Raw genomic sequence first — 25,726 nt, 5'->3', positions numbered from 1 at the left:
ATTGAAGCAGAGCGTCAGCGGGACCGGATCATCCCGACAATGTCATAAGTTTTTTCAAGAATTGGTCGTGCAATTGCGCTGGCCTTGCTTGCGCCGAGGCCCAGTATTCGATCAATCTCTGACGTGTCCTGCATCAGACGCGCCATTTCGCCTGAGATTGGTGACAGCTTTTCGACCGCGAGTTCAGACAGCATTGGCTTGAATTCTGAGAACTGCTTGCCACCCACATCGGCAAGCACAGCGTCGACCGTCTGATCAGCAAGAGCGGCATAAATATTTACAAGGTTCTTTGCTTCTGGGCGGTCTGCCAATCCCGCGCTTTCCGACGGCAGAGCATCCGGATCGGTTTTTGCCTTACGAATCTTCTTCGCGATAGTGTCAGCATCATCGGTCATGTTGATGCGACTTGCGTCGGACGGATCAGATTTTGACATCTTCTTGCTGCCGTCACGCAGTGACATCACCCGTGTTGCAGCGCCTTCAATAACGGGTTCGGTGATTGGGAAAAAATCGACGCCGAAGTCATTATTGAACTTCGTTGCGATATCGCGTGTCAATTCCAGATGCTGCTTTTGGTCTTCGCCTACCGGAACGTGTGTCGCGTGGTAAACCAGAATGTCTGCCGCCATAAGGTTCGGATAGGCAAAGAGCCCGACAGAAGCATTCTCTCTGTTCTTGCCAGCTTTATCCTTGAACTGGGTCATCCGGTTCAGCCATCCCATACGGGCAACGCAGTTGAAGATCCACGCGAGCTGCGCGTGCTCTGCAACCTGGCTTTGGTTGAAAAGGATCGATTTTTCAGGGTCAATTCCAGAGGCAATGAAGCCTGCCGCAAGTTCGCGCGTTGCACGGCGCAAATCGTCAGGGTTTTGCCAGACGGTGATCGCATGCAGGTCGACCATGCAATAAATCGTTTCAATACCCCTGTCCTGTGCCTGCGCGAAACGCTTCAGTGCGCCAAGGTAGTTGCCAAGGGTCAGGCCGCCCGAAGGCTGGATGCCTGAAAAGACACGGGGTGTATGGACCACCTCTGTCATTATGCTTACTCCATCTGGATTTATACTACTGGCTGCCTTACCCATGGGGAAACAGGCCGTCAACCAATGGAGCCAATGATATGAGCAGTGATCCCAATGCGTCACCCGTAAACCCGTTACCACCAGTGGTGGTGGCACTGGCCGCTTTGATTTTTGGTATCGAGGTATTGTTCAATCTGGGTGCGCGTGGCCTTTTGGGTGGCGCCGAAGCTGTTGGCTGGCGCCTATCAGCGCTTGAAACCTACGCGGTGCCGGGTGGATTGCAAAACTGGATGCTCGAAACGGGCCGCTTTTCTGGTGACAACTTGATCCGTTATGTAACCTACTCGTTTGTGCATGTGAGCTTTACCCATATGCTATTTGTCGTTGTTTTCGTGCTGGCCCTTGGCAAGATGGTGGGTGAGGTTTTTCGCGCCTGGGCTGTGCTTGCCGTATTTTTTGGCGCGTCGATTGTTGGGGCGATAGTTTACGGCTTATTGAACGAACGGGCAGGGCTTATCGGCGGGTATCCGGCTGTCTACGGCTTGATCGGTGCATTTACCTTTTTGCTTTGGGTCAATCTTGCGGCACATGGCGCCAACAAGTACCGCGCCTTTACCTTGATTGCGTTCCTACTGGGCATCCAATTGATCTTCGGTCTGTTCTTCGGTGGTGGTAAAGACTGGGTCGCCGATGTTGCAGGTTTTGCAACAGGCTTTGGTCTTTCCTTCTTTGTTTGTCCCGGCGGGTGGTCCCACGTTATGGCCGTCCTACGCCGCAGATAGTGGTGGCGGTTTTATCGTCGGCGCATTGCAGCACGGAAATCAGCGACATTGAACGCACCCAGCCAGTGGCCGAACAAAGCGTAGCTGACGGTGCCGGAGGCGACCAGAATCAACAAAGCCAGATATCGCCATCCGGCAATTCCAAACATTGGTCCGATCACTAACATAGTCACCAAAAGGCACGCGCCCATAAGGGCAGAGGCTACGATAAGACGCCACAGTCTTTGCTTGAAGCGGGCGTCGAACAGTGCCGCATTGCCCATTTGGCGCGATCCGGCCCAAAGCAACCAGAACATTGCCCAGCCAGCAAAGGTTGTTGCCAGTGCGGCTGAAACATAGCCGATAAACGGTGCAAGACCGATTGCGATCACTGCATTCAGAACCATCGCAATCAAGGCGTAATAAAACGGGGTTTTGGTATTTCCTCGGGCGAAAAACAATGGCTGCAACACCTTTTGCAGCACGAAGGCAGGCAGGCCCAACCCATAGATTGCAACCACGAGCGCAGTCGCGGCAGTGTCATCAGCGGTAAACAGCCCGCGTTCAAACAGAACCTGGACAAGCGGCATTGGCACAATCAGCAACGCAACGGCCGAAGGCAAAGTAAGCGCAAGCGCCATTTCCCCGGCGCGACTAAGCGCTTCTTGCCCGCCTTTGCTGTCATCGGCTTGCAACCGTCTTGAAAGCTCTGGCAACAGAACAATACCAATCGCAATGCCAACAACGCCGAGGGGCAATTGATAGAGGCGGTCTGCGTTGTAGAGCCATGAAATCGCTTTATCAAACTGGCTCGCAACTTGCCGTCCAACGAGGAGGTTGATCTGCACAACGCCGCCGGCAAGGGCTGCGGGGGCTGCGATGATAGCCAGACGTTTAAGCTCGGGCGTCCAGCGCGGCCAGCTCAGTGTAATCGTAAAACCTGCGCGGCGTGCCGCCCACCAGACCAGAGCCATTTGCAAGACACCGGCAATGGGGACGGTCCAGATCAGTGCCGACGCGATATCCCAGCCCCGAAATGCCGCAAGGATCATTGAGGATATGAAAAGAATGTTCAGCAAAACGGGCGCGGCTGCGGCGGCTGCGAACCGCCCCGTTGAATTCAAAACGCCTGACAGCAAAGCAGCCAGTGAAATGAAAATAATATAGGGAAATGCTATACGTCCGTAGTCAACCGCCAGATCAAACTTTGGCGTACCGGCAAATCCTGCCACCTGGGCATAGATCAACCAAGGCATTATCAGTTGCGCGACGACGGTCAGCACAATCAGTATGGTTGTCAGCACGGAAAACGCGTCTTTGGCAAACCCTATGGGGTCATCACCACTTTCCAGCTTCTTCGAAAACATGGGCACGAAGGCCATGTTAAATGCGCCTTCTGCAAAGAAGCGCCGAAACAGGTTTGGCAGGGTAAAAGCCGCAACAAACGCCTGATGCGCCGGACCGGTTCCCAGGTAAGCCGCGATCAGAACATCACGAACAAATCCCAGTATCCGGCTTGCGAGAGTCCAGAACCCAACCGTAAAGAACCCGCCCATCATTCTCATTCTGATTGTGCCCTTTCGGCGCCTTGCCGGATCGCATCGCGAAGCCGTTTTTCCAACGTTTTTTGTTTTGCTTCGGAATGGAACTTTAGCCCGAACATGTCTTTTACATAGAATGTATCGACCACCTGTTCGCCGTAGGTCGCGATAACTGCGGATGCTATATAGACGTTTGACGTCGCCATTGTGCGGGTCAGATCGTAAAGCAGGCCCGGTCGGTCACGGGTATCAACCTCGATAATCGTATAAATTTCCGAGCCGTCATTATCGAAAGTTATCGAGGTTGGAACACGGAATTCACGTTCGCGTTTCTTAATTTTGTCGCGGTCTTTCAGGGCGTCCCGTGCAATCACTTCGCCTTTCAGCGTCTTGTTGATCATGCTGCGCAACCGGTTAAGGCGATTGACTTCGTAGGGGTGCCCCTCGGCGTCCTGTATCCAAAAAACAGCCGTCGCAAACCCGTCTTTTGAAGTGTAAGTCCGCGCGTCAACGACGTTGGCCCCAACCAGCGCCAACGCCCCTGCAAGACGGGAAAAAATCCCCGGGTGATCGGCCAGCGCGAAGGCGGCTTGCGTCGCATCTCTGTCTTGGTCCGGCTTAAGGTCCATGCGGATTTCATCGTCTCCGATCCCAAGAAGCAGGCGTGCAAAAATCTCGTGCTGGGCTGTCTGAAGGCCTTGCCAGTAAGGTGAATAGTGGCGAGACGTTTCAACGCGCAGATCTTTTTTGTCCCAATCAGACAAAGCCTCGCGCAAGGTGCGCTTTGCTTCATTGCTGCGGGCGGCGTGATTGAGGGTTTCATAGCCCGTCTCAAGTGCAGAGGCAGTTTCGGCGTGCAGTCGGCGCAGCAGCATGGCCTTCCAGTTGTTCCATGTTGTCGGGCCAACTCCGCGGATGTCGCAGACGGTCATAACTGTCAGCAAATCAAGTCGCTTCCTGGTTTTTACCGCTTTTGCAAAATCGCGAATAGTACGCGGATCACCAATGTCGCGCTTTTGTGCCATATCCGACATCAGCAAATGATAACGTACAAGCCATTCGACGGCATCACATTCGTCGGGTTTCAAACCAAATTGGGGCGCTAATCTTCGCGCAACCCGTGCCCCAAAGATCGAATGGTCCTCTGGGCGACCCTTGCCAATGTCATGCAACAGCAGTGCAAAATACAAAACCTTCCGGTTAACACCCTCTTTCAGGATGCCAGAAGCAACGGGTAGTTCTTCAACCAGTTCCTCGCGTTCAATCTGGGCAAGGACAGAAATGCACTGAATCGTATGCTCATCAACGGTGTAGTGATGGTACATATTGAACTGCATCATCGCCACAATCGGTTCAAAATCCGGGATAAATGCTGAAAGCACGCCAAGTTCGTTCATGCGCCGCAGCGCACGTTCAGGGTTACCGTGTTTCAAAAGCAGATCAAGAAAGATGCGCACGGCTTCCTTGTCTTTACGCATGTCATCGTCGATCAGATCGAGGTTCGCCGCGATCAGCCGCATGGCATCCGGGTGAATCAGATAACCAGTGCGAAGGGCCTCTTCGAAAATGCGAAGGATGTTTAATTTCTCGCTTAAAAAAGCCTTCTCGCCTGTGATGCTGAGGCGGTTTTGCACGAGCTTATAGCCGGGTTTGAGTTTCTTCCGTCGTCTCAGGAAGCGCATCAAGCTTGGCGCACGTTTTACGTGGCTCGCTTCAAGTGCAGTCAGGAAGATGCGGGTTAGTTCCCCCACGCTTGTTGCATGGCGAAAATAATCTTGCATGAAATGCTCAACCGCTCGCCGCCCACTGTGATCTGTGTAACCCATGCTTGAGGCCACTTCGACTTGCAGATCGAATGTTAACTGATCCATTGCACGGTTGGTGATCAGGTGCAGGTGGCACCGGACGGCCCATAAGAAGCTTTCCGCCTGGTCAAACCTGTCAAACTCTTCCTGTGTGAACACTTTGACAGAGACAAGCTCTGTCGTGTCGTGCACCCGGTGAACGTATTTTGCGATCCAGAACAGCGATTGAAGATCGCGTAGCCCGCCTTTGCCCTCTTTGACATTTGGCTCAACCACATAGCGTTGACCACCTTGCTTTCTGTGGCGCTCTGCGCGTTCAGCAAGTTTCGCCTCGATGAAGTCAGAGGCGGTGTTTCGAAACAGGTCTTTCCACAAAACCTGCTTGAGTTTCGCTGCAAGTGGTTCATTCCCACCAAGATAGCGATGCTCAAGCAGCGCCGTGCGAATAGTATAATCTTCGCGCCCAAGGGTGAGGCAATCGCGAATGGTCCGGCTTGAATGCCCAACCTTCAGGCGCAAATCCCAAAGGATGTAAAGCATTGATTCAATGACGCTTTCGGCCCATGGGGTGATTTTATAGGGCGTCAGAAACAGAAGATCGATATCGGAATGCGGTGCCATTTCCGCACGGCCGTACCCACCGACTGCCACAAGGGTCAATCGTTCCCCTTCTGTTGGGTTTGACAACGGATGCAGCCAGTTCTGCGCAACGTATAACGTAACAGCAACAAGGCTGTCAGCCAGATAGGTATAGGCGCGTGTCGTGGGGCGCGCATCAAGTGGTCTGGCTTTGAACGCGTCTCGTATTGCCGCGTTCCCGCGCTTTTTAGCGTCCGTCAATACTTTTACGGTGAGTGCGCGAATGGCCTTACTGTCTTCGGCCTCAGGCAAGGCAGCCAGCAGTGCAGTCACAACGGCACCATGGTCAAATATTTCTTGTGCCGGACAAATCAAATCGTCCGGCACAAGAAACGGTTGCGTTAAGAGGATCGGTTCAGAGACCGATTCCTGTGAAGGAGCGTGGGGCAGGGTCAATTACAATAACCTGGTTCTCGCGGATCTGGGCAATCGCCAGCCCGCGTTGGTTGGTTCCATCTGGAAGCAAGCGGAACACTCCGTTCACTCCTACAAAGCCTGATCCTTGGGTCAGTGCGGCGGTTGTTAGAGCATCAGACTGACCTGATTTGATCAACGCGCCAATTGCGGCGATTCCGTCATAGGCTAAACCGGCAATAGGGTGCGGCGGGGTGCCATAGGCGGCTGCGTAACGATCACGAAAGCGATCATTCAGTGCGGGATCAGGCAGCGCAAACCACCCATTTTGCACGCCGGGCAAGGCCAACGCAGTTGCAGGGATGTCCCAGCGGCGCAGACCAATAAACTGGCTGACATCTGTCTCGACACCGTTTTCCGGCAAAAGTTGCGTCAGCAAAGGCAAGGCCCCGTCGGTACCAGAGGTGAAGAACACTGATTGCGCACCCGAAGACTGCACCTGACCCGCAATGCCAGGAATGGCGTCAATCAAGCCTTGTTGCGATAGTTCAAATCCTGCTACTCCCGCAAGGGTGCCACCGCTTCGACCAATTGCTGAAATGATCGCATCACGCCCAATTTCTTCTGAGATATCCTGACCATGCACGACCATGATGTTGCTACGCCCCTGGCTGACCGAGTAACTAACCAACCGGTTCGCGGTGTTTTCAAATGTGTTGCCTAGGACAAAAACGTTTCCGCCTGCAATCTCTGTATTGTTCGAAAAAGACAGAACGTTGACGTTGCGGTTTGCAACTGCGACGCCTGTGGCGTTCGCTGCGTCAGCAAAAACCGGGCCGAGGATAATTTTCGCCCCGTCGTTAACGGCACGGCGCGCCGCTTCGGCGGCTTGGCCACTAAGACCGGCAGTTGGATAAACCCGCAGATCAATTTGCACACCCTCTAGGTCTGAAATCGCAAGACGTGCGGCATTTTCCAAACTTTGTGCCAAAACAGAATCGCCCGGGTTAACTGACCCTTGTGGAACCAGAAGCGCGACGGCAACCGGACGGTTCGTATTAATTGATGGACCACCTCCAAGTCCGCCGGGCTGACAAGCCGCAAGCAAAACAACAGATAGTAAAACGAAAGCAATTCCCAGCGACTTGCGGGCAGAACTCAAAACAGCAAACATAGGGTTATCCTCACTCCCTCGGCACAACATACGAGCCTTGCCAGAGTAAGCGGTTGAATGACAAGTGTAAACGAAAAGCAAAAGGCGGAATCACAGGTGAATTTTCAAAAGAAGCCATTGTCCGCCGGTCTGTATTTCGTGGCGACACCGATCGGCAGCGCGCGAGACATTACGCTGCGTGCACTTGATATTCTGGCTTCTGCTGATGTAATAGCGGCTGAAGACACCCGTACGGCGCGAAAGTTAATGGAAATTCACGGCGTCCCACTAGGGGACCGTCCATTAATTGCCTATCATGATCACAACGGTGCGCAGGTGCGTCCGCGACTTTTGGCAATGCTGGAACAAGGCAAATCAGTGGCCTATGCGTCAGAGGCTGGCACACCGCTTGTTGCCGACCCGGGCTATGCGTTGAGCAAAGCTGTAATCGAGGCGGGTTACTTGGTGACCAGCGCGCCGGGGCCTTCGGCAATACTTGCAGCACTTAGCATCGCAGGCCTTCCAACCGACAGGTTTTTCTTTGCTGGTTTTGCGCCAAATGCCAAAGGACAGCGGCAAAAATTTCTGGAAGATCTACGCGATATTCCAGGTACGCTGGTATTGTACGAATCTCCGAAGCGACTAAAAAGTTTTCTTGGCACTTGTGAAACTGTGTTTGGGGGCGAAAGATCGGCAGCGGTTTGCCGTGAACTTACCAAGAAATTTGAAGAAGTCGTTCGTGGCTCTGTTGCTGAACTCAATCAGGTATTCGCAGAGCGAAGCGTCAAAGGCGAAATCGTGGTTCTGATTGATCGCGCACGTGGTGAGGGAGCGGACGCTGCCACGATGGAAGAGGCGCTGGGGAACGCGTTGAAATCAATGTCTGTCAAGGACGCGGCCAACGCAGTTTCAGAGGCGCTGTCGATTCCACGCAGAACTGTTTATCAGGCGGCACTGGCAATGGCGAAAAACAGATGAGCGGTAGAACGTCTTACCTTGCCGGTCTATCCGCAGAGGAAATTGTAGCACGCCACTATTTGGCAGAAGGATGTGAAATCAGGGCAATGCGCTGGCGAGGAACGGGAGGCGAAATTGATCTGATCGTTCAGGATGGCGCGCATTTGATTTTTGTCGAGGTTAAGAAGAGCAGGGACTTTGCCCGTGCCGCCGAACGTATTCGTCCAAACCAGATGCAACGTATCTACGCCACCGCTTCGGAGTTTTTGGCGGGCGAACCGGCAGGGCAAAACACCGATGCTCGGTTTGATGTGGCGCTGGTCGATGCAAGTGGTTCGTTGCAGATCATCGAAAATGCCTTCGGCCATTGAACCGTTTCGCATCATCCTCCATGTAGGGACAACGTGAATTAGGAGAGCCCTCGCCATGCCGTTGAAAGTTGCCATTCAGATGGACCCGATTGGCCCCATTGATATTGATGCCGACAGCAGTTTTCGCATTGCCGAAGAGGCACAGGCGCGCGGGCATGAATTGTTTTATTACACACCTGACAAGCTTGCTTATAGCAGCGGCCGCATCATGGCCAAGGGTTGGCCGCTGAAAGTGCGGCGTGAAAAGGGCAATCATTTCAAACTTGGCAAAGAGCAAGAGATTGATCTGGCAGACTGGGATGTTGTCTGGCTGCGTCAGGACCCACCCTTTGACATGAGCTATATCACGACGACCCACCTGCTTGACCGAATTCACCCGGATACTCTGGTGGTGAATGACCCCTTTTGGGTGCGGAATTATCCCGAAAAACTGCTTGTGCTTGATTTTCCTGACCTCACGCCACCAACCATGATTGCGCGCGATCTCAACACGTTACGCCAGTTCAAGGCAGAACATGGCGATATCATCCTGAAACCGCTTTACGGGAACGGTGGGGCCGGGGTGTTCCGGCTGGAACATAGTGACCGAAACCTCGCGTCGCTGCATGAACTTTTCGCGGGCATTAACCGCGAACCCCTCATCGCGCAGAAATTCCTGCCGGATGTTTCAAACGGCGACAAACGGATTATTCTTGTTGATGGCGAACCTGTTGGTGCGATCAACCGGGTGCCTGCAGCAGGTGAAACACGTTCCAACATGCATGTTGGTGGGCGGCCAGAAAAAATTGGCATGTCTGAGCGCGACCTTGAAATCTGCGCGGCAATTGGTCCGCTGCTGAAAGAAAAGGGACAGATTTTCGTTGGGATCGACGTGATTGGCGACTACCTGACCGAAATAAACGTGACCTCGCCAACCGGTATTCAGGAACTTGAGCGGTTCGACGGCACAAACGTTGCCGAAAAAATCTGGCTCGCGATCGAGGCACGCAAAGGGAAGTAGATGAGCCTGCAACTGCGGCTGTTCAATGTCTTGTGTCGAACTTTGGTAAAGCCCCTGCTTCGCAGAGAGGCAAATCCAAAAAGGGCACGCCGCAGTTTTACCCTGCTCGCCCGGTTGTTGTTTCGCCCACCTCCGTTTTCGCTGTTCTTGCCCGCGTCTTACAAGACCAACAACGGCCCGGAAAGGGCGCTATGGGTGTCTTCAGGCCGGGTTAAAACACGCGAAGTTTTGCTCTATTTTCACGGGGGCGGTTACATTGCAGGCAGTACGCGGACACATCGTGCGATGTTGGCCCGTTTGTCACGATTGACGGGGCTGCAGGTGTTTTTACCAAACTACGGACTGGCCCCTGAATCTCCTTTTCCAGCCGCTTTTGACGACGCAATGGCATCGTATGATGCGCTCCTGACGCGTGGGTACAAGCCATCCGATATCATTGTTGGTGGTGATAGTGCTGGCGGTGGATTGGCCCTTGCCGTGCTTGCCAAACTTTGCCAGCAAGGACGAACCCCAAGAGCAGCTTTTGCGTTCTCACCCTGGACAGACCTTTTGGTGACCGGCGCATCACTGCGGGAAAATGCGCAGGCTGATGTGTTGTTCTCACCAGAACGAATTCCGGTGTTGCGCGACATGGTTGTTTCTGAAGAGGACGCCGATGATACACGCATTTCACCGCTTTACGCAGAGTTCCCAAATTGTCCGCCGGTTTTCTTTCAGGCATCGGAGAGCGAGATTTTGCGCGACGATACACTTCGCATGGCGGCGCGGCTTCGCGAATTCGGAGCAGAAGTGACTGATGTTCTCTGGCCTGATGTTTCGCATGTCTGGCAATTGTTTGATGGCTTGATGCCTGAGGCGCGGGCTGCGCTTTTAGAAACAGCCGGGTTTATCCATGGCCAGTTGGAAACCTGACGCCTTCAGTTTTCGAGACCTCAAAAACGAAAAAGAAAGCGCCTTAACAAAGACGCTTTCAATATTACTTTTAGATATTGAGAGAATTAGAAGCGGTAACCAATACCGACACCAACCAGCCATGGGTCAAGGTCAACACTTGCCGGAGTTGCTGCACCGGTGACTGTTGCATCAAGGTTCAGCCAGAGCTTCTTGACGTCCACGTTGAAGCTCCATTTGTCGTCAATGGCGTAGTCAAAGCCAACCTGTGCTGCCAGTCCAAAAGATGAATCCCAATCGTCAACGCCACCAATGGCAGCGGTTGGGTCACTATCAATGATGGTCGTGTAGTTAATGCCAGCACCGACATAGGGTTTAAACGCACCCAAAGGGTGGTGGTACTGGAATGTCAGTGTTGGCGGCAAAAGCAAAACGTTAGAAATTTGCGCGGCACCTAAGAACACGTCATGCGGTGTCACAGCAAGGATAAGCTCTGCTGCAAAGTTGTCATTGAAGAAGTAGGTAATATCAAACTCTGGTACGACGGCATCTTCAGCTGTTAAGGCTGCTGGCGCACCGCCTAAAAGACCATTGCTTTCATCCGGCAGAACGCCAAGCGCCCTGGCACGGAACATCCATTTCGTACCAGCCCATGGGTTAGCAGGGGTAGCAACTGGAGCAGCCACGTCTGTTTCTGCTGGCGCGGTGGTCATACTACCTGCTGAAGCGGCTGCTGTAGAACAGAGCAGCGCGGCCAAAGTCGCGGAAATAACTTTTCCAAAGAGTTTCGTTTTCATCTATCTTCTCCTGATTTCAGCGACCCTCAATATACGAATCGCCCTCTTCTGACAGGAGCTTTAGGACTCTCCTTCAAACTTGTTTTTGATTCATATCAAGCTTGTTAACTTTTTGTTAAGAAGTGCTGTTTTGTCGCGTTTTCGTACTCATTATTTCCGAAAACCTATTTTGGAAACCGAACATTTATTGGGTTTTCACAATTTGTAAGACTCAGTTCCCTGCAGAAGACGCTGGCAGCCGATAACTGACTGCTTCGGCAACATGTGGCAGTGTCACGTTTTCCTCCCCCTCAAGGTCAGCGATGGTTCTCGCCACGCGTAGCACGCGATGATATCCTCGAGCCGATAGTCCAAAGCGTTCTGCTATTCGTGCCAGAAGTGCACGCCCCTCTGCATCCGGCGTTGCGACATCTTCAAGCAATTGTCCCTCAGCATCTGCATTAACACGCACACTCTCATACCCTTCATAGCGTTGGTCCTGTACTGCGCGTGCGCTGTCAACACGAGCTGCTACCTGCTCAGACGTATCCCCACTTGGTGGAAGGTCGAGGTCAGTATAGGCAACCGGTGGAACATCGATTCGCAGATCAAACCTGTCCATCAGCGGCCCAGAAATCCGCCCAAGGTATTCCTCACCACAGTTTGGTGCACGGGAACACGCCCTTGCCGGGTCCGACAAGTATCCGCATTTGCAGGGGTTGGCTGCAGCAACCAGCATAAAGCGGCAAGGATAGCGCACATGTGCGTTTGCACGCGCAATCACAACTTCGCCGGTTTCGATGGGTTGCCGTAACGTTTCCAGCACCGCACGCGGGTATTCAGGGAATTCGTCCATGAACAGAACACCGTTGTGGGCAAGCGAAATCTCACCCGGTTTTGCATTTCTACCTCCGCCAACTATAGCTGCAATCGAAGCGGTATGATGCGGCTCACGAAAGGGGCGTGCGCGCGAAATGCCACCTTCGTCCAGCAAACCGGAAAGCGAATGGATCATAGATGTTTCCAGTGCTTCGGTGGCTGATAGCGGTGGTAAAATCCCCGGCATTCGCGCTGCAAGCATGGATTTGCCTGATCCGGGTGTCCCGATCAGCAGCACGTGGTGGCGCCCGGCTGCAGCAATTTCAAGCGCGCGTTTGGCCCGTTCCTGTCCTTTCACGTCGCGCAGATCACGGTTGCCTGCCACCGGGTGTACTTCTCCGGGATCGGCGGCCGGAAGGCGTGATTGTCCATTGAAATGTTGGACGATTTCGATCAGTGTTTTTGCCGCCAGAACTTCTGTCGCGCCCACCCACGCGGCCTCTGCGCCGCAAACACTCGGGCAAAGCAAAGCCCGGTCGTCTTCAGCTGCAGCCATAGCAGCAGGCAAGGCCCCAACGACCCCGATCAGGGACCCATCCAAAGACAACTCTCCGAGTGCGACAATGCTTTCTGCAGCGTCACGTGGAATAATCTCGATGGCAGCCAAAAGCGCCAAAGCGATAGGCAGGTCAAAATGAGACCCTTCTTTGGGCAAGTCAGCAGGTGACAGGTTGATGGTGATCCGTTTTGACGGCAATGCGATTGACATTGATGTCAGTGCTGCGCGCACCCGCTCGCGTGCTTCGCTGACCGCCTTGTCGGGCAAGCCGACAATCGTGAACGCGGGCAGGCCGGGTGCAACTGCACATTGCACCTCTACTTTACGCGCTTCTATTCCCTCAAAGGCGACCGTGTAGGCGCGTGCAACCATGGGCCTTCCTCACCGCATTAACCAATGAGTTAACGGATAAAGAGGGATGGTTTACGACTGGTAAATTTCCATGAAACCCGGCCAGGCCTCAGGGTCAGCGACTGTCTTGTCGCGACAAAATGCGTTACAGAACCCAAAAGTCCGACCTGAAACCTCCATAAGATGCGTCGATGGTTTTCCGGAATAAGGGCAGGTTTCGTTTTCCGGCGTACCAAGTGCGACGGAATGCGCTGCAACGGGTCTTGGGCCGGGCCAATCGCAAGTGGTGAAATCTCGTTTATAGAAAGGCTGATCCGGTCCGTCGACCAGACCCATTGCGCGCCAACGGCGAAAAGCCGGGTCTGCCAGGTGGGCATCAACATAGGCTTGAGCGCTCTCGCTCACACGCAGACCATAACCCGCAACGCGCGCTGCCACTGGCGCGAAAAACACGTCTGCGGCTGAATAAGCGCCGCAAAGCCAGGGACCATCGACACCAAGTTCAGCGCGCGCAGTGTCCCATATCAATGCAATGCGCTCTAAATCAGCCTCAACCTCTTCACTTGGCTCAAAGCTTGAATACGCAACCCGCAAATTCATTGGGCAAGCCTCTCGCAACGCCCCAAAGCTCGAATGCATTTCCGCTGCCAGGCGCCGCGCAATGGCGCGGGCTTTCGGGTCTTTCGGCCAAATTCCGGCTTCGGGATGGCGACTTGCAAGCTCTTCAGCCATCGCCAGTGTGTCTGTGACCACTGTACCATCCTGTAGTTTGATCGCGGGCACAGTGCGTGACGGTGCAAAGTCACGCAGCAGGTTAGGCAAGTCGTCTGAGTAAAGCCTTCCGATATGAAGGCGATAGGGTAGACTAAAATTTTCAAACAACAGCCACCCACGAAGTGACCAGCTGGAATATGCGCGATCACCGATAGCCAGATCGTAAGTCATGTCTGCAAACCCTGTGTTAAAATGTGTTGGAACCAGAGGGTAGCGAATGATCGACCATCAATAAAACGAATATTTTTGCTAATACTCATCAAGGATGATGATTGATGTGGCGCGCGTGCCATACACCGTTGTCGTGGGTGAGCGCTGTCACAGAAAAATTCTCGATCTTCTGCGCCAGTGTTTCATAGGCACTCAGCCCAAGCGCGCGCTGCACCTGGGTCAAAATGGTGCCCATATGCGCAACTGCTATGATATGTGCGGGAGCGTCATGCGTGTCGACAAACGCGCTGACACGTGACGATAGTTCATTCCAGCTTTCGCCGTCCGGGGCTGCAAGATCGCCGGGCATTTCCCAGAACTGGCGGATCAACGAGTCCTCTTCGCTGTCGATCTCATCAAAATGACGCGCTTCCCAGCTGCCGAAATTGATTTCTCTTAAAGCACGCACATGGGGCAGACGGGCCCGCTGCCCCTGTATCGCGCTCGCTGTGTCCGATGCGCGACTGAGATCAGAAGAAACAACCGGCGCTTGGGCAGGTAAGAATTCATGCAATCGACGAAGCCTGTACACATCAGACAAATCCGCAGGAGCATCTGTCCAGCCAATCATATCTTTACGATGCGTCGGCCCATGTCGAACCCACCACCAGGTTGTCATAGCCAACCTTTCGGCAAATCGCCCTTCAGAACCATTGGCAAACCTGCCATCACTGTAACCACAAGGTCAGAAACCTCGGCAAGCCGTTGATTAAGCTGGCCTTGTGCGTTTCGAAACTGCCGCGAAAGCGCGTTTTCAGGCACAATGCCTGCACCTACCTCATTGCTGACAACAACAACTGGTGCTGCACAGTTGGTAAGTGCGGCCAAAAGATGGGCTTCTTTGGCAACAAGGTCATGCTCTGCCAGCAGATGGTTTGTTAACCAAAGTGTCGCGCAATCAAAAAGCACAACCTCAGCAGCACCCGCACCAACCAATGCATCTGTTACATCAAATGGTGCTTCAACAGTGCGCCAGTCCGGGCCCCGCCTTTCTCTGTGATCAGCGATTTTCGCTTCCATTTCGGCGTCAAAACTTTTCGCTGTCGCAATGTAAACCCTGGGCCGTTCGCTACGCGCAACCAACCTTTCTGCAAACGCGGATTTACCAGAAGCAGCACCTCCAACCACAAGGCTGAGCGAAGGGAGCATGAGCATTTCCTTTGTTATCAATTTGTCGCAACAACACCGAATGCTGATAGCGATAAAACAGTACATTATCGCCGGAAAGACCAGATGCAAACCTGACGCTGGCTTTCGTCGCATTTCAAATCACCGCTTTCTTTATCCCTTAAATATCCCCGCGCGGAGCGCAAAATCGCACGAAGTGCCAGAAAAAATGGCGCGGTACGCGCCTCGATCTAAAACTTTGTTTGCTTGTCACTCTGGTCCCGGGGCCGTAAACCTTTGTTGTAAAGAACAGAAAGGCCTGGTCATGCTTGCTGGAAAACGCATTCTTCTGATCATCGGCGGTGGGATCGCGGCGTTTAAGTCGCTTGATCTGATCCGTCGGTTGCGTGAACGCGGCGCAACTGTGACCCCGGTGCTGACGCGCGCCGCTGAAGAATTTGTAACGCCACTGTCGACATCTGCACTGGCCGCTGAAAAAGTTTACCGCGATCTGTTTGATCTGACGGATGAGGCCGAAATGGGCCATATAGAGCTTTCTCGTTCTGCGGATTTCGTTGTTGTTGCTCCGGCAACCGCGGATTTGATGGCAAAGATGGCGGGTGGTCTGGCGAATGACCTTGCATCGACACTTTTGATGGCCACGGACAAACGCGTACTTGTTGCTCCGGCGATGAATGTGCGTATGTGGCAGCACCCGGCGAACCGGCGCAACATTGCGACCCTGAAAGGTGACGGCATCCTTTTTGTCGGTCCGAACGAGGGTGATATGGCATGCGGCGAATATGGCCCCGGTCGCATGGCCGAACCATTGGAAATCGTGGCAGCGGTCGAAGCTGCGCTTGTCTCAGGTCCACTCAAAGGCAAACACATCATCGTAACCTCTGGCCCGACACATGAACCGATTGATCCGGTCCGATATATAGCCAACCGGTCGTCTGGTGCGCAGGGCACTGCGATTGCCCGTGCGCTTGCGGCTTTGGGGGCGGAGGTTACGTTCATAACCGGACCCGCGGAGGTTGATCCGCCTGTGGGTATGGCCGTCAGACGTGTGAATACCGCTAATGAGATGCTTGCGGCTGTTACGTCGGCTTTGCCGGCTGATGCCGCAGTTTTTGCCGCTGCCGTTGCTGATTGGCGTGTGGCTTCTGCTTCGGACTCCAAGATCAAGAAAGACGGCAGTGGTGCACTCCCAGTATTAGAATTCGCCGAAAATCCGGATATTCTGGCCACGGTTTCTAAGATGAAAAAAGATCGTCCAAACCTGGTTGTTGGTTTTGCCGCCGAAACCGACGATGTGATCGCGCATGCAACTGCCAAGCTTGAGCGAAAGGGGTGTGACTGGATCGTCGCAAATGATGTGTCACCGGAAACCGGTATCATGGGGGGCGCAGAAAATGCCGTTACCGTGATCAGCGCGGATGGGGCAGACAACTGGCCGCGCATGACAAAAGCCGCCGTTTCCGAACGCCTTGCCGCTAAAATTGCCGAGGCGCTTTCATGATTCCGCTCATCCGGTTGACCCGCACAGACGACGCTGATCACGCCATTGCGCTTCCCTCTTACGAGACTGCGGGTGCTGCGGGCGCGGATCTGAGAGCAAACCTTGCACCGGATCAGCGTGAAACGGGAATTCATCTTGCACCCGGCGCACGTGCACTTGTTCAGACAGGCCTGCGGCTCGAAATTCCGCCGGGGTTCGAAGTGCAGATCAGGCCGCGATCTGGACTTGCGCTGAAACACGGTATTACGCTTCCAAATGCACCTGGGACAATCGACAGCGACTATCGCGGCCCACTAGGGGTGATCGTGCTGAACGCCGGGCAGGAGACGTTTCACATCGCGCATGGAGATCGCATTGCACAGATGATTGTGGCACCTGTGATTCAGGCTGGCTTTCAACTGGCTGAAAGCCTTTCTGATACGGCGCGTGGTCAGGGCGGATTTGGGTCGACCGGGCGGGGCTGATGGCGTTTTTTCTTTTTCTTTCCTGTGTGCTCTGGGGCATCGGGCACCTGATGCGGGCCCCTTATCGGATGCGCTGGGCGATGATCGGCGTTCTCTATCTTGCTGTATTACTTGCGCATTTCACGCTTCCTGACGAAAATCCGTTACGGCAGAGCATTGGTGGCACCGCCGGTGGCTGGCTTGTACTGGGCGGCGCTATCGCCCTGATTTACGGATATTCCCGTCTTTTGAAGCGGCTGAAAGCGAAGCCTACACCAGCAGAAAAGCCTTCAAATGGTTTGTTTACAGAGACTGAACTAGATCGATACGCACGCCATATTGTCTTGCGTGAACTTGGCGGACCGGGGCAGAAAAAGTTGAAAGAGGCGCGTGTTCTGGTGATCGGGGCAGGCGGGCTCGGCTCACCCGCATTGCTGTATCTCGCGGCAGCGGGTGTAGGGACCATAGGTGTTGTCGATGACGACATCGTCGACAATTCCAACCTGCAAAGGCAGGTCATCCATCGGGACGCGGATATTGGCATCCCAAAGGTTTTTTCCGCTGAACGCGCAATGCTTGCGCAAAACCCCAATGTTGTCGTGAAGCCGTACAATCGCCGCTTAAATGAAACTGACGCTGCTGAACTGATTGCTGACTATGACATCGTGCTTGATGGCACTGATAATTTTGATACCCGCTATCTTGTAAACCGGGCATGTGTTGCGGCGGCGAAACCTCTTGTCTCCGGGGCCCTGACTCAATGGGAGGGCCAGATCAGCACGTTTGATCCGGCCAAGGCCACGCCCTGCTATCAGTGCATTTTCCCCGAAGCTCCAGCGCCAGAGCTTGCGCCGTCCTGTTCGGAAGCCGGTGTGCTTGGTCCGCTGCCGGGCGTCGTTGGGTCCATGATGGCAGTTGAGGCGATCAAGGTGATCACGGGTGCAGGAACGCCGCTTCACAATGCAATGCTGATTTATGATGCCCTTTACGGGGAATCGCGCCGGATCGGGTTGAAACCACGTTCAGATTGCCCTGTTTGCTACTCTGGTGCTCACGAAAAAGATAAGACTGCCTAGAATTAGATTTCGGGTCTGGAACTCTCCTCGCTCGCGCCATAGCTTGCTGTCAAAGGAGATACGCGCCATGACAAACCCGCTGCTATCGCAATGGAATACACCGTTTGAAATTGCCCCGTTTGACAAGATTTCGGACGACGATTTCATGCCTGCCTTTGAAGCCGCGCTTGCCAAAGACCGCGCGAACGTTGATGCGATAGCGAAAAATCCAGAGCCAGCCAGTTTTGCCAATACAATTGAGGCGCTGGAGCTTTCCAGCGAGGCCTTGCATAAGGTTTTGTCTGTCTTCTATACGCTCGCTGGTTCAGACAGCAATCCGGAACGCGAGGCACTGCAACGCGCATTCGCACCTAAACTGGCCGCTTATTCTTCTGAAGTGTTCATGAATGCGGTGTTGTTTGAACGTATTGAAACTCTTTGGAAAAGTCGCGATTCACTGTGTTTGAACAGCGAGCAAGACCGCGTATTGATGCTAACAAGACGCAGTTTTGTAAGGGCAGGGGCCAACCTGCAAGGGTGCGATCGTGAACGCTTGAAAGAGGTAACAAACAGGCTCGCCGTGCTTGGAACCGAGTTCACGCAGAACCTGCTGGCTGACGAACGAGATTGGTTCATGGAATTGGGAGCTGACGATCTTGAGGGTTTGCCGCAATTTGTACTCGACACCGCAAAGTCAGCAGCCGAGGAAAAGGGTGTTTCCGGGCATGTGGTGACCCTGTCTCGCTCGCTCATCGTGCCATTCCTTCAGTTCTCCAGCCGCCGCGATCTGCGCGAAAAAGCGTACCGCGCGTGGGCGGCACGCGGCGCAAATAACGGTGCAACAGACAACCGGGCTATCGCCGCAGAAACGTTGGCGCTACGTCAGGAACGCGCAGAATTGCTGGGCTACAAAAGTTTTGCTGATTTCAAGCTTGAAACCGAAATGGCGAAAACGCCCGCAGCCGTGCGTGATTTGCTGATGCAGGTTTGGTCGCCCGCCAAGGCACAAGCCGATAAAGATGCAGGGGTTCTGACGCATATGATGCAGGACGACGGTGTGAATGGTGTGCTGGAACCCTGGGACTGGCGCTACTACTCGGAAATGCGCCGCAAGGCAGAACATGATCTCGATGAGGCGGAACTTAAACCGTATCTTCAGCTCGATAAAATGATAGAGGCTGCATTTGACTGCTCCACTCGGCTTTTTGGTTTGAAGTTCAAACCGCTTGATGTTGCGCTTTATCATAGTGATGCGCGAGCATGGGATGTCACGCGTAGCGGCAAGCATATTGCTGTATTCATTGGAGACTATTTTGCGCGCGGCTCAAAGCGTTCGGGTGCCTGGTGTTCTGCAATGCGATCTCAAAAGAAGCTTGGCGGTGAAAAGCAGCCCATCGTCATAAACGTCTGCAACTTTGCCAAACCTTCTGCGGGCAGACCCGCATTGTTGTCCTATGACGACGCAAGGACGTTGTTTCACGAATTTGGGCACGCTCTGCATCAAATGTTGTCGGACGTAACCTACGAATCCATTTCCGGCACCTCTGTTGCACGGGACTTCGTTGAACTGCCAAGCCAGCTTTATGAACACTGGCTGGAAGTTCCAGAGGTGTTAGCAAAGTATGCAGTACATGCCGAGACAGGTGAACCAATGCCAAAGGCGTTGTTAGACAGTCTTCTGGAGGCACAGACTTATGATATGGGCTTTTCGACGGTTGAGTATGTCGCATCTGCCCTTGTTGATTTGGCTTTTCACGAAGGCGCTGCTCCATCCGATCCGATTGCGAAACAGTCCGAGATTTTGGAAGAAATAGGTATGCCGCATGCGATTGAAATGCGCCACCGGACACCTCAGTTTGCCCATGTCTTTTCAGGCGACGGCTATTCCAGTGCTTATTACAGCTACATGTGGTCAGAAGTAATGGATGCCGACGCCTTTGAGGCCTTTGAGGAAGCGGACGGTGCGTTTGACCCGGAGATGGCGGAAAAACTTGAAAAGCATATCTTGTCGGCGGGTGGCTCTGAAGAACCCGATACCCTCTATACAGCATTTCGCGGGCGGATGCCGGGGGTTGAGGCATTGCTGAAAGGGCGCGGGTTGATTCAGGCATGATCTAAACAGGACGTTGTTTAGACAGGGTCCTTATGGATAATCAGATCAACCTCTGGATAACGGCTGATTATATCGCGTTTCAATGCGGCACCAATAGCGTGGGCGTCCTTCAAAGACAGATCACCGTCAAGTTCCAGATGCAGGTTAATATAAACCTTTGATCCAGCTGTACGTGATTTCAGATCATGATAGCCAAGAACACCTGGCCAATTGGTAATGATTGCTTCTATCGCTGCAATGAGTTCGAGATCTGCATTTCTGTCCATCAATGCATCCCAGGCTTTCTTGCCTATTCGTGTGCCGCCAAAAAAGAGCAAACCAGCAGCGCCAAGCGCCACAAAACTATCAAGCGAAGCAAAGCCATATCGGGAAGAAACCCAAAGCGACACCAGCGCACCGATACTGGGAATTAAATCCGCCAGATAATGAACTGAGTCCGCCTGAACCACTGCATTTGACGTCCGCCTCACGACGTGACGCTGCCAAAGCAACAGCAAAACCGTGAGGCTGATCGAAATAATCATGACCACCATTCCGCGGCCTTCGGCATTCAGTTGAACAGGGGACTCTGATGTTAGCCTGCTTATGGCGGCCCAACAGATTGCACCGGCGGAAATCAGAATAAAGACCGCCTGACCGAGCGCGACAAGGTCTTCAGCTGAGGTGTGGCCAAAGGCATGATCCTCGTCAGGGGGCCGCGCCGCATAAATGATCGCCGTAAGGCCTGCCAGTGACACGATGAGATCAAGTGCGCTATCCGCCGCCGAGGCTGCGATCGACAATGCCCCTGTTTCCCGAAGCGCCCATACTTTCAGGAAAACCAGAACCAACGCGACGCTGACGGAGAGCGCACCAGCGCTAAGGCTAAGTTTCAGTCGTTGTTTATGCGGGTCATTCGCGTTCTTCATTGGTACCGACACCCCAAAGGGTGGATTTTTGCGCCCACCCGCGATACCCGTCTGCGGTGATCCGACACCAATTGATGTTACATTCACCGAGTCTCGCGATCACGCCGAGCTCAAGCCGTGCTGTTACCGGGGCGTTTTCAGCAGGGGTGGTTCGCAAAGCGAGCATGTCTTCTTCAATAATTACGGTGCGAGCCCCGGATAGCAATGAGTAATGAATCCACCCGCCAGCACCATCACGGTCCTGCACGCGGCGCCAATTCCCGTATTCAGCAGTAATTTTTAAGGGCATTTGCGGATGTCGGAAGATCCAGTCAATCCGGTGTGTCAGCCCGGGGCCGCGCCTTACATTCCCCTCTGCCGCTTTCATCGAAACAAACCGCGGTATTGGCAAGTTGGTCACCGGCCCTCGCGCGACTGCCTGCGACGAATCCTGACTATTGGCATGGGTTTGGCTTGCCCAAAATGCGCAAACTGCCAGAACAATAATGAGAATGCGGGTCATGCTGGTCTCGCCCGAAATAGCCTGTTACCATTTTTTGCCGTCCTGCGGCGTCCGGGTTCTTGTGTCCCGCGTTTCTATCAGTCACTTTGCCATTAAGAAGAGTTGTTGGAAAGTAGAGGGAGAGCAAAATGCCTGCTGAGCGTCTAAGTGTTGTCGTGACGCGACGGTTGCCCGAGGTCGTCGAAACCCGGATGTCGGAACTTTTCAACGTGGAGTTGCGTGAAGATGATTTGCCGATGACTCGGGAAAATTTGGTCAATGCGATGAAACGCGCCGACGTATTGGTACCCACCCTCACGGATACGATTGATTCCGGTATGCTGGCAGCAGCCGGGGACAAACTGAAGCTGATTGCGAACTACGGTGCCGGTGTGGACCATATTGATGTGCAATCAGCGCGTCAGCGTGGCATTCTTGTCTCCAATACGCCAGGTGTTGTGACAGAAGACACAGCAGATATGACGCTTGCACTGTTACTGGCAGTGACGCGGCGCATTCCGGAAGGTTTGTCGCTCATGCAGTCTGGCGAATGGCAGGGCTGGGCGCCTACCGCCTTGCTCGGTGGGCGTGTCGGAGGACGGCGGCTTGGCATATTGGGAATGGGACGCATCGGGCAGGCTGTGGCACGTCGCGCCCAGGCCTTTGGTATGCAGATCCACTATCATAACCGTAAACGTGTTCACGCCAATATTGAAGAGGCGCTTGAGGCAACTTGGTGGGACAGCCTTGATCAGATGGTAAGCCGTATGGACGTTTTGTCGATCAATTGCCCTCACACGCCAAGCACGTTTCACCTGATAAATTCCAGACGATTGAAACTTATGAAACCAACCGCGGTCATCGTTAATACGTCACGTGGAGAAGTGATTGATGAAAACGCGCTCACACGGATGCTGCGCACGGGCGAGATTGCGGGTGCGGGACTTGACGTTTTCGAGCGGGGTGCAGAAATCAACCCACGTCTGAAAGAACTAAAAAATGTTGTGCTCTTGCCGCATATGGGCTCCGCCACGATAGAGGGCCGCGTTGAGATGGGTGAGAAAGTTTTAATAAACATCAAGACCTATGCGGACGGGCACCGCCCGCCTGATCTTGTTGTTCCAAGCATGCTTTAATGTGAAACGCCCGGCTTTACCTCGGATTGAGCTCACCAAACTGAGGCGCGGAACGCGCCACTTCTTCTGGCACTTCGTGCGGTTTCGCGCGCTGCGCGGGGATATTTAAGGGATAAAGAAAGTAAAGATTGTCGCTTTCTTTATCCCTTAAATATCCTCAGTGCGAAGCACATAGCGAACCCCAACCGGGGTGAGTAAAAACAGTGGCGCGTTCCGCGCCTCATTTTACAAGCTTAATACTCCTATGCGCGCTTGGAATTTTGCGTGTGTGTCAGTGAATCGGAACGACAATCATTTGTCACTGTAACCCGGTTCTTAATTCAACGATGTGGTAGATAGTCAGAAATGGCATAATGCATGGTGCGTCGGTTGTCCCATATGGCAATTGCATTTTCGTTCCATTTGAAGTGGACTTGAAATTCGGGCTGGTCCATATGGTCAAAAAGATAATACAAAAGGCGTCTTGACGCGACAGATGTCATGCCAACCACATGAACGGTGACTCCGGGGTCTGCAAAAAGAAAGGGCCGCCCCGTCGTCGGATGGTTTCTGACAATCGGATGAATAGCACTGCCAAACCGTTGGTGTGCGGCTGTGAGCCGGTTTGTGTCACCGTCAGGTTCATTGACCGTAAAGTTGTTGCGGAAGTCGCTCATGTTATGAACCGCACGAAGTTCCGCCAAATCTTGTTTCATACCATTGGGCAGTGCGTCATAAGCCGCAGTCATTGATGACCAGAGCGTGTCTCCTCCGACAGGCGGAATGACGCGGCTATACAGAATCGATGCGAATGGCGGCTCTGCTTTGAAGGTTGCATCCGTGTGCCAAGCATCGGTGTCTGGAGGATTATCTATGCTGAAATCAAGCAACATAACCTGAGGGTGGCCTTCGACATGTGGGCAAATTGGGTGCGGGGGTTCAGGTTCCCCAAAGCTTTTCGCAAACTCTAGCTGGCTTTCCGGCGAAAGGTCTTGATCACGAAAAAAGAGCACCTGATGCGCCATCAGCGTGTCATAAATCTGGTCCTGAACTTTATCGCTGAGCGGTTTCGAAAAATCGATGCCGCTGATTTCGACACCGATGTGCCTCGTCAACTGGTTGATTTCAAATGTCAAAGACCCCTCCTTTTCTCAAAGGAGAGTGACTGATGTTAACACCGGGTTGCCTGTTTGGGAAAAGACAAAAGATCCCGTGCGTGTCAGTTGTAGGTTTGATCTTTCCCCGGGAACACCCGGCTTTTTACTTCGTCAGTGTAATCAGACACTGCTTTTTCGATCATTGGCCCAAGAGTTCCGTAGACCTTCACAAATTTCGGTGTCCATGGGTTCATGCCCAGCATATCCTCAAGCACAAGAATTTGGCCGTCGCAATCGGCCGAGGCGCCAATGCCTATTGTCGGAATGTCGATCTGTTTCGTAATTTTTGCCGCCAGCGGTTCAACCATTCCTTCAAGAACGACGGCAAAAGCACCCGCTTCGGCAACGGCAGTAGCATCTGCCTCATGTGCGGCCCATGTTTCCTCGTCGCGCCCTTGCGTTTTGAAGCCACCCATCACGTGGCTTGATTGTGGTGTAAGACCGGTATGGGCCATCACTGGAATACCGCGTTCGGTCAGAAATCTGATCGTCTCTGCCATGCGTGTTCCGCCTTCAAGCTTTACCGCGCCACACCCTGTTTCCTTCATGATTTTTGCCGCATTGCGAAAGGCCATGTTTGGGCTTTCCTCGTAAGTTCCAAAGGGCATGTCGACGACGATAAGCGCTTTTTCCGTGCCTCTGACCACCGCCTTGCCATGCATAATCATCAGATCAAGCGGGACGCCAACCGTGCTGTCCATACCATGCATCACCATGCCAAGACTGTCCCCGACGAGAATAAAGTCGGCGTATTTGTCGACGATAGCTGCGGTATGGGCGTGATAGCTGGTAAGCGAAACAATGGGTTCTCCGCCTTTACGCGCAGCAATTTGCGGAACGGTTGTGCGGCGGACTTTGTTTTGAACGGACATTGAAGGCTCCTTATGGGTGGGCGACGCGCTGGTCGATCAGTAGTGTTTCGCCAAATTGCGCGGAAATCATGATTGCGACCGGCGAGGTGATTTGGCCGGATACCTCTGACAAATCGTCGGCACCACAGATATCCACGGCTTTCACACTAGCACGGGGTTCTGCAGAGATAACGCTTTTAACGGCGTCACGCAGGGTTTCAACGGTGCATCCTTTGGCGACCAGTCGTTCCGCTTCGTCCAGAGACTGGTTCAGAACAACAGCAGCTTTACGATCTTCTGCTGCAAGACGCAGGTTGCGCGAAGACATCGCAAGACCGTCCGCCTCGCGTACAGTCGGGAGCCCCACGATTTCCACTGGAAAATGCAGATCGTGAACCATTCGACGAATGACCTGCAATTGCTGATAATCCTTTTCACCAAACACAGCGACATCGGGTTGCACGATGTTGAACAGTTTGGCGACAACAGTTGTGACACCACGAAAATGCCCTGGCCTGACAAGCCCATGCAGCATGTTCGCAAGGCGTGTTGTTTCGACAATCGTTTCCGCGCCTTCCGGGTAAATCACATTGGCATCCGGCATAAAGACGGCAGCTACATTTGCGGCTCTCAGTTGTCTAAGGTCTTCGTCAATTGTGTCCGGATAGGCGGCCAGGTCGTCGGCGTTTTCAAACTGTGTCGGATTGACAAAGATCGAAACAACAACCTGATCCGAGATACGGGATGCTTCTTTCACCAATGCAAGATGTCCGGCATGAAGCGCGCCCATAGTCGGCACCAAACCGACCCGTGCTCCGCCATTGCGCATGGAAGCGACACTGCCACGGATATCGCGAACGTTGTGGTAAACGTACATTCCGGCTTCTCTTTTTCTATCCTCAGCGTGTTATGACAAGATAATGCTGCGACTGCAAAATAAATTCTGCCTTACATCATTTCGCGTGCAGGTCGGTTTCGCGCTATGTTGGGTCGG

At 53.4% G+C, this 25,726-nt stretch carries 24 protein-coding genes; 10 read left to right on the top strand and 14 right to left on the bottom strand.

What is annotated here, in order from left to right; all coding sequences use genetic code 11:
* Positions 1-14: 14 nt before the first annotated feature.
* A complete protein-coding gene (gene trpS, locus MWU63_RS09305; RefSeq protein WP_213887600.1) occupies positions 15-1,037 on the bottom strand; it encodes a tryptophan--tRNA ligase in 1,023 nt (340 codons plus the stop codon).
* A gap of 80 nt (positions 1,038-1,117) precedes the next feature.
* Between trpS and MWU63_RS09300 the strand changes: the two genes are divergently transcribed.
* Entirely contained in the window at positions 1,118-1,801 is a 684-nt protein-coding gene (locus MWU63_RS09300; protein WP_213887601.1) for a rhomboid family intramembrane serine protease, read from the top strand.
* 11 nt (positions 1,802-1,812) lie between these two features.
* Here the strand turns inward: MWU63_RS09300 and murJ are convergent, their stop codons facing one another.
* From murJ to MWU63_RS09285, 3 genes are read right to left on the bottom strand one after another with little or no spacing between them, the layout of a single operon-like run.
* On the bottom strand, positions 1,813-3,345 hold the full coding sequence (murJ, locus tag MWU63_RS09295; RefSeq protein WP_213887602.1) for a murein biosynthesis integral membrane protein MurJ: 1,533 nt from the start codon (positions 3,343-3,345) through the stop codon (positions 1,813-1,815).
* Positions 3,342-6,092: a [protein-PII] uridylyltransferase gene (locus tag MWU63_RS09290; RefSeq protein ID WP_247077719.1), complete on the bottom strand. Its 2,751-nt coding sequence runs from the start codon at positions 6,090-6,092 to the stop codon at positions 3,342-3,344. The genes murJ and MWU63_RS09290 overlap by 4 nt, the downstream gene beginning before the upstream one ends.
* Before the next feature lie 28 nt (positions 6,093-6,120).
* The gene (locus tag MWU63_RS09285; RefSeq protein WP_213887604.1) at positions 6,121-7,293 is read right to left on the bottom strand and encodes a penicillin-binding protein activator; all 1,173 of its coding nucleotides are present in this window, start codon (positions 7,291-7,293) and stop codon (positions 6,121-6,123) included.
* Positions 7,294-7,350: 57 nt separating this feature from the next.
* Between MWU63_RS09285 and rsmI the strand changes: the two genes are divergently transcribed.
* Genes rsmI through MWU63_RS09265 form a run of 4 tightly spaced genes read left to right on the top strand, consistent with a single transcriptional unit; the run spans position 7,351 to position 10,512 of the window.
* The gene (rsmI, locus tag MWU63_RS09280; protein WP_246531575.1) at positions 7,351-8,250 is read left to right on the top strand and encodes a 16S rRNA (cytidine(1402)-2'-O)-methyltransferase; all 900 of its coding nucleotides are present in this window, start codon (positions 7,351-7,353) and stop codon (positions 8,248-8,250) included.
* A complete protein-coding gene (locus MWU63_RS09275) occupies positions 8,247-8,600 on the top strand; it encodes a YraN family protein (protein WP_213887605.1) in 354 nt (117 codons plus the stop codon). The genes rsmI and MWU63_RS09275 overlap by 4 nt, the downstream gene beginning before the upstream one ends.
* A 55-nt stretch (positions 8,601-8,655) precedes the next feature.
* Positions 8,656-9,600, top strand: coding sequence for a glutathione synthase (gene gshB, locus MWU63_RS09270; RefSeq protein WP_213887606.1), 945 nt, complete (start codon positions 8,656-8,658; stop codon positions 9,598-9,600).
* Positions 9,601-10,512, top strand: a complete 912-nt coding sequence (locus MWU63_RS09265) for an alpha/beta hydrolase (protein WP_247077642.1) — start codon at positions 9,601-9,603, stop codon at positions 10,510-10,512. It begins immediately after the preceding gene.
* Between the two features lie 86 nt (positions 10,513-10,598).
* On the opposite strand, the gene MWU63_RS09260 is transcribed toward MWU63_RS09265, so the two are convergent.
* The 5 genes from MWU63_RS09260 to cobU all read right to left on the bottom strand — a co-directional run bounded on the left by MWU63_RS09260 (position 10,599) and on the right by cobU (position 15,135).
* Positions 10,599-11,288 (bottom strand): OmpW family outer membrane protein, encoded by a 690-nt coding sequence (locus tag MWU63_RS09260; RefSeq protein WP_213887608.1) that lies wholly within the window; start codon positions 11,286-11,288, stop codon positions 10,599-10,601.
* A 211-nt stretch (positions 11,289-11,499) separates the two neighbouring features.
* Positions 11,500-13,017 carry a YifB family Mg chelatase-like AAA ATPase gene (locus tag MWU63_RS09255; RefSeq protein WP_213887609.1) on the bottom strand — a complete coding sequence of 506 codons (1,518 nt, stop codon included), beginning with the start codon at positions 13,015-13,017 and terminating at the stop codon, positions 11,500-11,502.
* Positions 13,018-13,068: 51 nt separating this feature from the next.
* Positions 13,069-13,941 carry a glutathione S-transferase gene (locus tag MWU63_RS09250; RefSeq protein WP_213887610.1) on the bottom strand — a complete coding sequence of 291 codons (873 nt, stop codon included), beginning with the start codon at positions 13,939-13,941 and terminating at the stop codon, positions 13,069-13,071.
* Between the two features lie 88 nt (positions 13,942-14,029).
* Positions 14,030-14,599 (bottom strand): histidine phosphatase family protein, encoded by a 570-nt coding sequence (locus MWU63_RS09245; RefSeq protein ID WP_247077640.1) that lies wholly within the window; start codon positions 14,597-14,599, stop codon positions 14,030-14,032.
* Positions 14,596-15,135 carry a bifunctional adenosylcobinamide kinase/adenosylcobinamide-phosphate guanylyltransferase gene (cobU, locus tag MWU63_RS09240; protein ID WP_213887777.1) on the bottom strand — a complete coding sequence of 180 codons (540 nt, stop codon included), beginning with the start codon at positions 15,133-15,135 and terminating at the stop codon, positions 14,596-14,598. Before cobU ends, MWU63_RS09245 begins: the two co-directional genes overlap by 4 nt.
* Before the next feature lie 277 nt (positions 15,136-15,412).
* Between cobU and coaBC the strand changes: the two genes are divergently transcribed.
* The 4 genes from coaBC to MWU63_RS09220 all read left to right on the top strand — a co-directional run bounded on the left by coaBC (position 15,413) and on the right by MWU63_RS09220 (position 20,220).
* Positions 15,413-16,609: a bifunctional phosphopantothenoylcysteine decarboxylase/phosphopantothenate--cysteine ligase CoaBC gene (gene coaBC, locus MWU63_RS09235; RefSeq protein WP_213887612.1), complete on the top strand. Its 1,197-nt coding sequence runs from the start codon at positions 15,413-15,415 to the stop codon at positions 16,607-16,609.
* Entirely contained in the window at positions 16,606-17,073 is a 468-nt protein-coding gene (gene dut, locus MWU63_RS09230) for a dUTP diphosphatase (protein ID WP_213887613.1), read from the top strand. Before coaBC ends, dut begins: the two co-directional genes overlap by 4 nt.
* Positions 17,073-18,128 (top strand): HesA/MoeB/ThiF family protein, encoded by a 1,056-nt coding sequence (locus MWU63_RS09225; RefSeq protein WP_213887614.1) that lies wholly within the window; start codon positions 17,073-17,075, stop codon positions 18,126-18,128. The genes dut and MWU63_RS09225 overlap by 1 nt, the downstream gene beginning before the upstream one ends.
* 67 nt (positions 18,129-18,195) lie before the next feature.
* Complete coding sequence (locus tag MWU63_RS09220; protein ID WP_213887615.1) at positions 18,196-20,220, top strand: M3 family metallopeptidase; 2,025 nt, start codon at positions 18,196-18,198, stop codon at positions 20,218-20,220.
* A 17-nt stretch (positions 20,221-20,237) separates the two neighbouring features.
* Here MWU63_RS09220 and MWU63_RS09215 read toward each other — a convergent pair whose 3' ends face one another.
* Together MWU63_RS09215 and MWU63_RS09210 are read right to left on the bottom strand one after the other, a co-directional pair.
* The gene (locus tag MWU63_RS09215; protein ID WP_247077638.1) at positions 20,238-21,128 is read right to left on the bottom strand and encodes a cation diffusion facilitator family transporter; all 891 of its coding nucleotides are present in this window, start codon (positions 21,126-21,128) and stop codon (positions 20,238-20,240) included.
* Positions 21,112-21,630 carry an SH3 domain-containing protein gene (locus MWU63_RS09210; RefSeq protein WP_247077634.1) on the bottom strand — a complete coding sequence of 173 codons (519 nt, stop codon included), beginning with the start codon at positions 21,628-21,630 and terminating at the stop codon, positions 21,112-21,114. The genes MWU63_RS09215 and MWU63_RS09210 overlap by 17 nt, the downstream gene beginning before the upstream one ends.
* A gap of 128 nt (positions 21,631-21,758) precedes the next feature.
* Between MWU63_RS09210 and MWU63_RS09205 the strand changes: the two genes are divergently transcribed.
* The gene (locus MWU63_RS09205) at positions 21,759-22,745 is read left to right on the top strand and encodes a D-glycerate dehydrogenase (RefSeq protein WP_213887618.1); all 987 of its coding nucleotides are present in this window, start codon (positions 21,759-21,761) and stop codon (positions 22,743-22,745) included.
* A gap of 320 nt (positions 22,746-23,065) precedes the next feature.
* Here MWU63_RS09205 and MWU63_RS09200 read toward each other — a convergent pair whose 3' ends face one another.
* The 3 genes from MWU63_RS09200 to panC form a co-directional block, all read right to left on the bottom strand.
* Positions 23,066-23,860 (bottom strand): TauD/TfdA family dioxygenase, encoded by a 795-nt coding sequence (locus MWU63_RS09200; protein ID WP_247077632.1) that lies wholly within the window; start codon positions 23,858-23,860, stop codon positions 23,066-23,068.
* Between the two features lie 83 nt (positions 23,861-23,943).
* The gene (gene panB / locus MWU63_RS09195) at positions 23,944-24,753 is read right to left on the bottom strand and encodes a 3-methyl-2-oxobutanoate hydroxymethyltransferase (protein WP_213887619.1); all 810 of its coding nucleotides are present in this window, start codon (positions 24,751-24,753) and stop codon (positions 23,944-23,946) included.
* Between the two features lie 10 nt (positions 24,754-24,763).
* Positions 24,764-25,609 (bottom strand): pantoate--beta-alanine ligase, encoded by an 846-nt coding sequence (panC, locus tag MWU63_RS09190; protein ID WP_213887620.1) that lies wholly within the window; start codon positions 25,607-25,609, stop codon positions 24,764-24,766.
* Positions 25,610-25,726 lie beyond the last annotated feature (117 nt).

Origin of the sequence: Pseudohalocynthiibacter sp. F2068, from assembly GCF_023015645.1 — a bacterium.
GTDB lineage: Bacteria > Pseudomonadota > Alphaproteobacteria > Rhodobacterales > Rhodobacteraceae > Pseudohalocynthiibacter > Pseudohalocynthiibacter aestuariivivens.
This window is presented reverse-complemented; position numbering and strand designations above follow the sequence as displayed.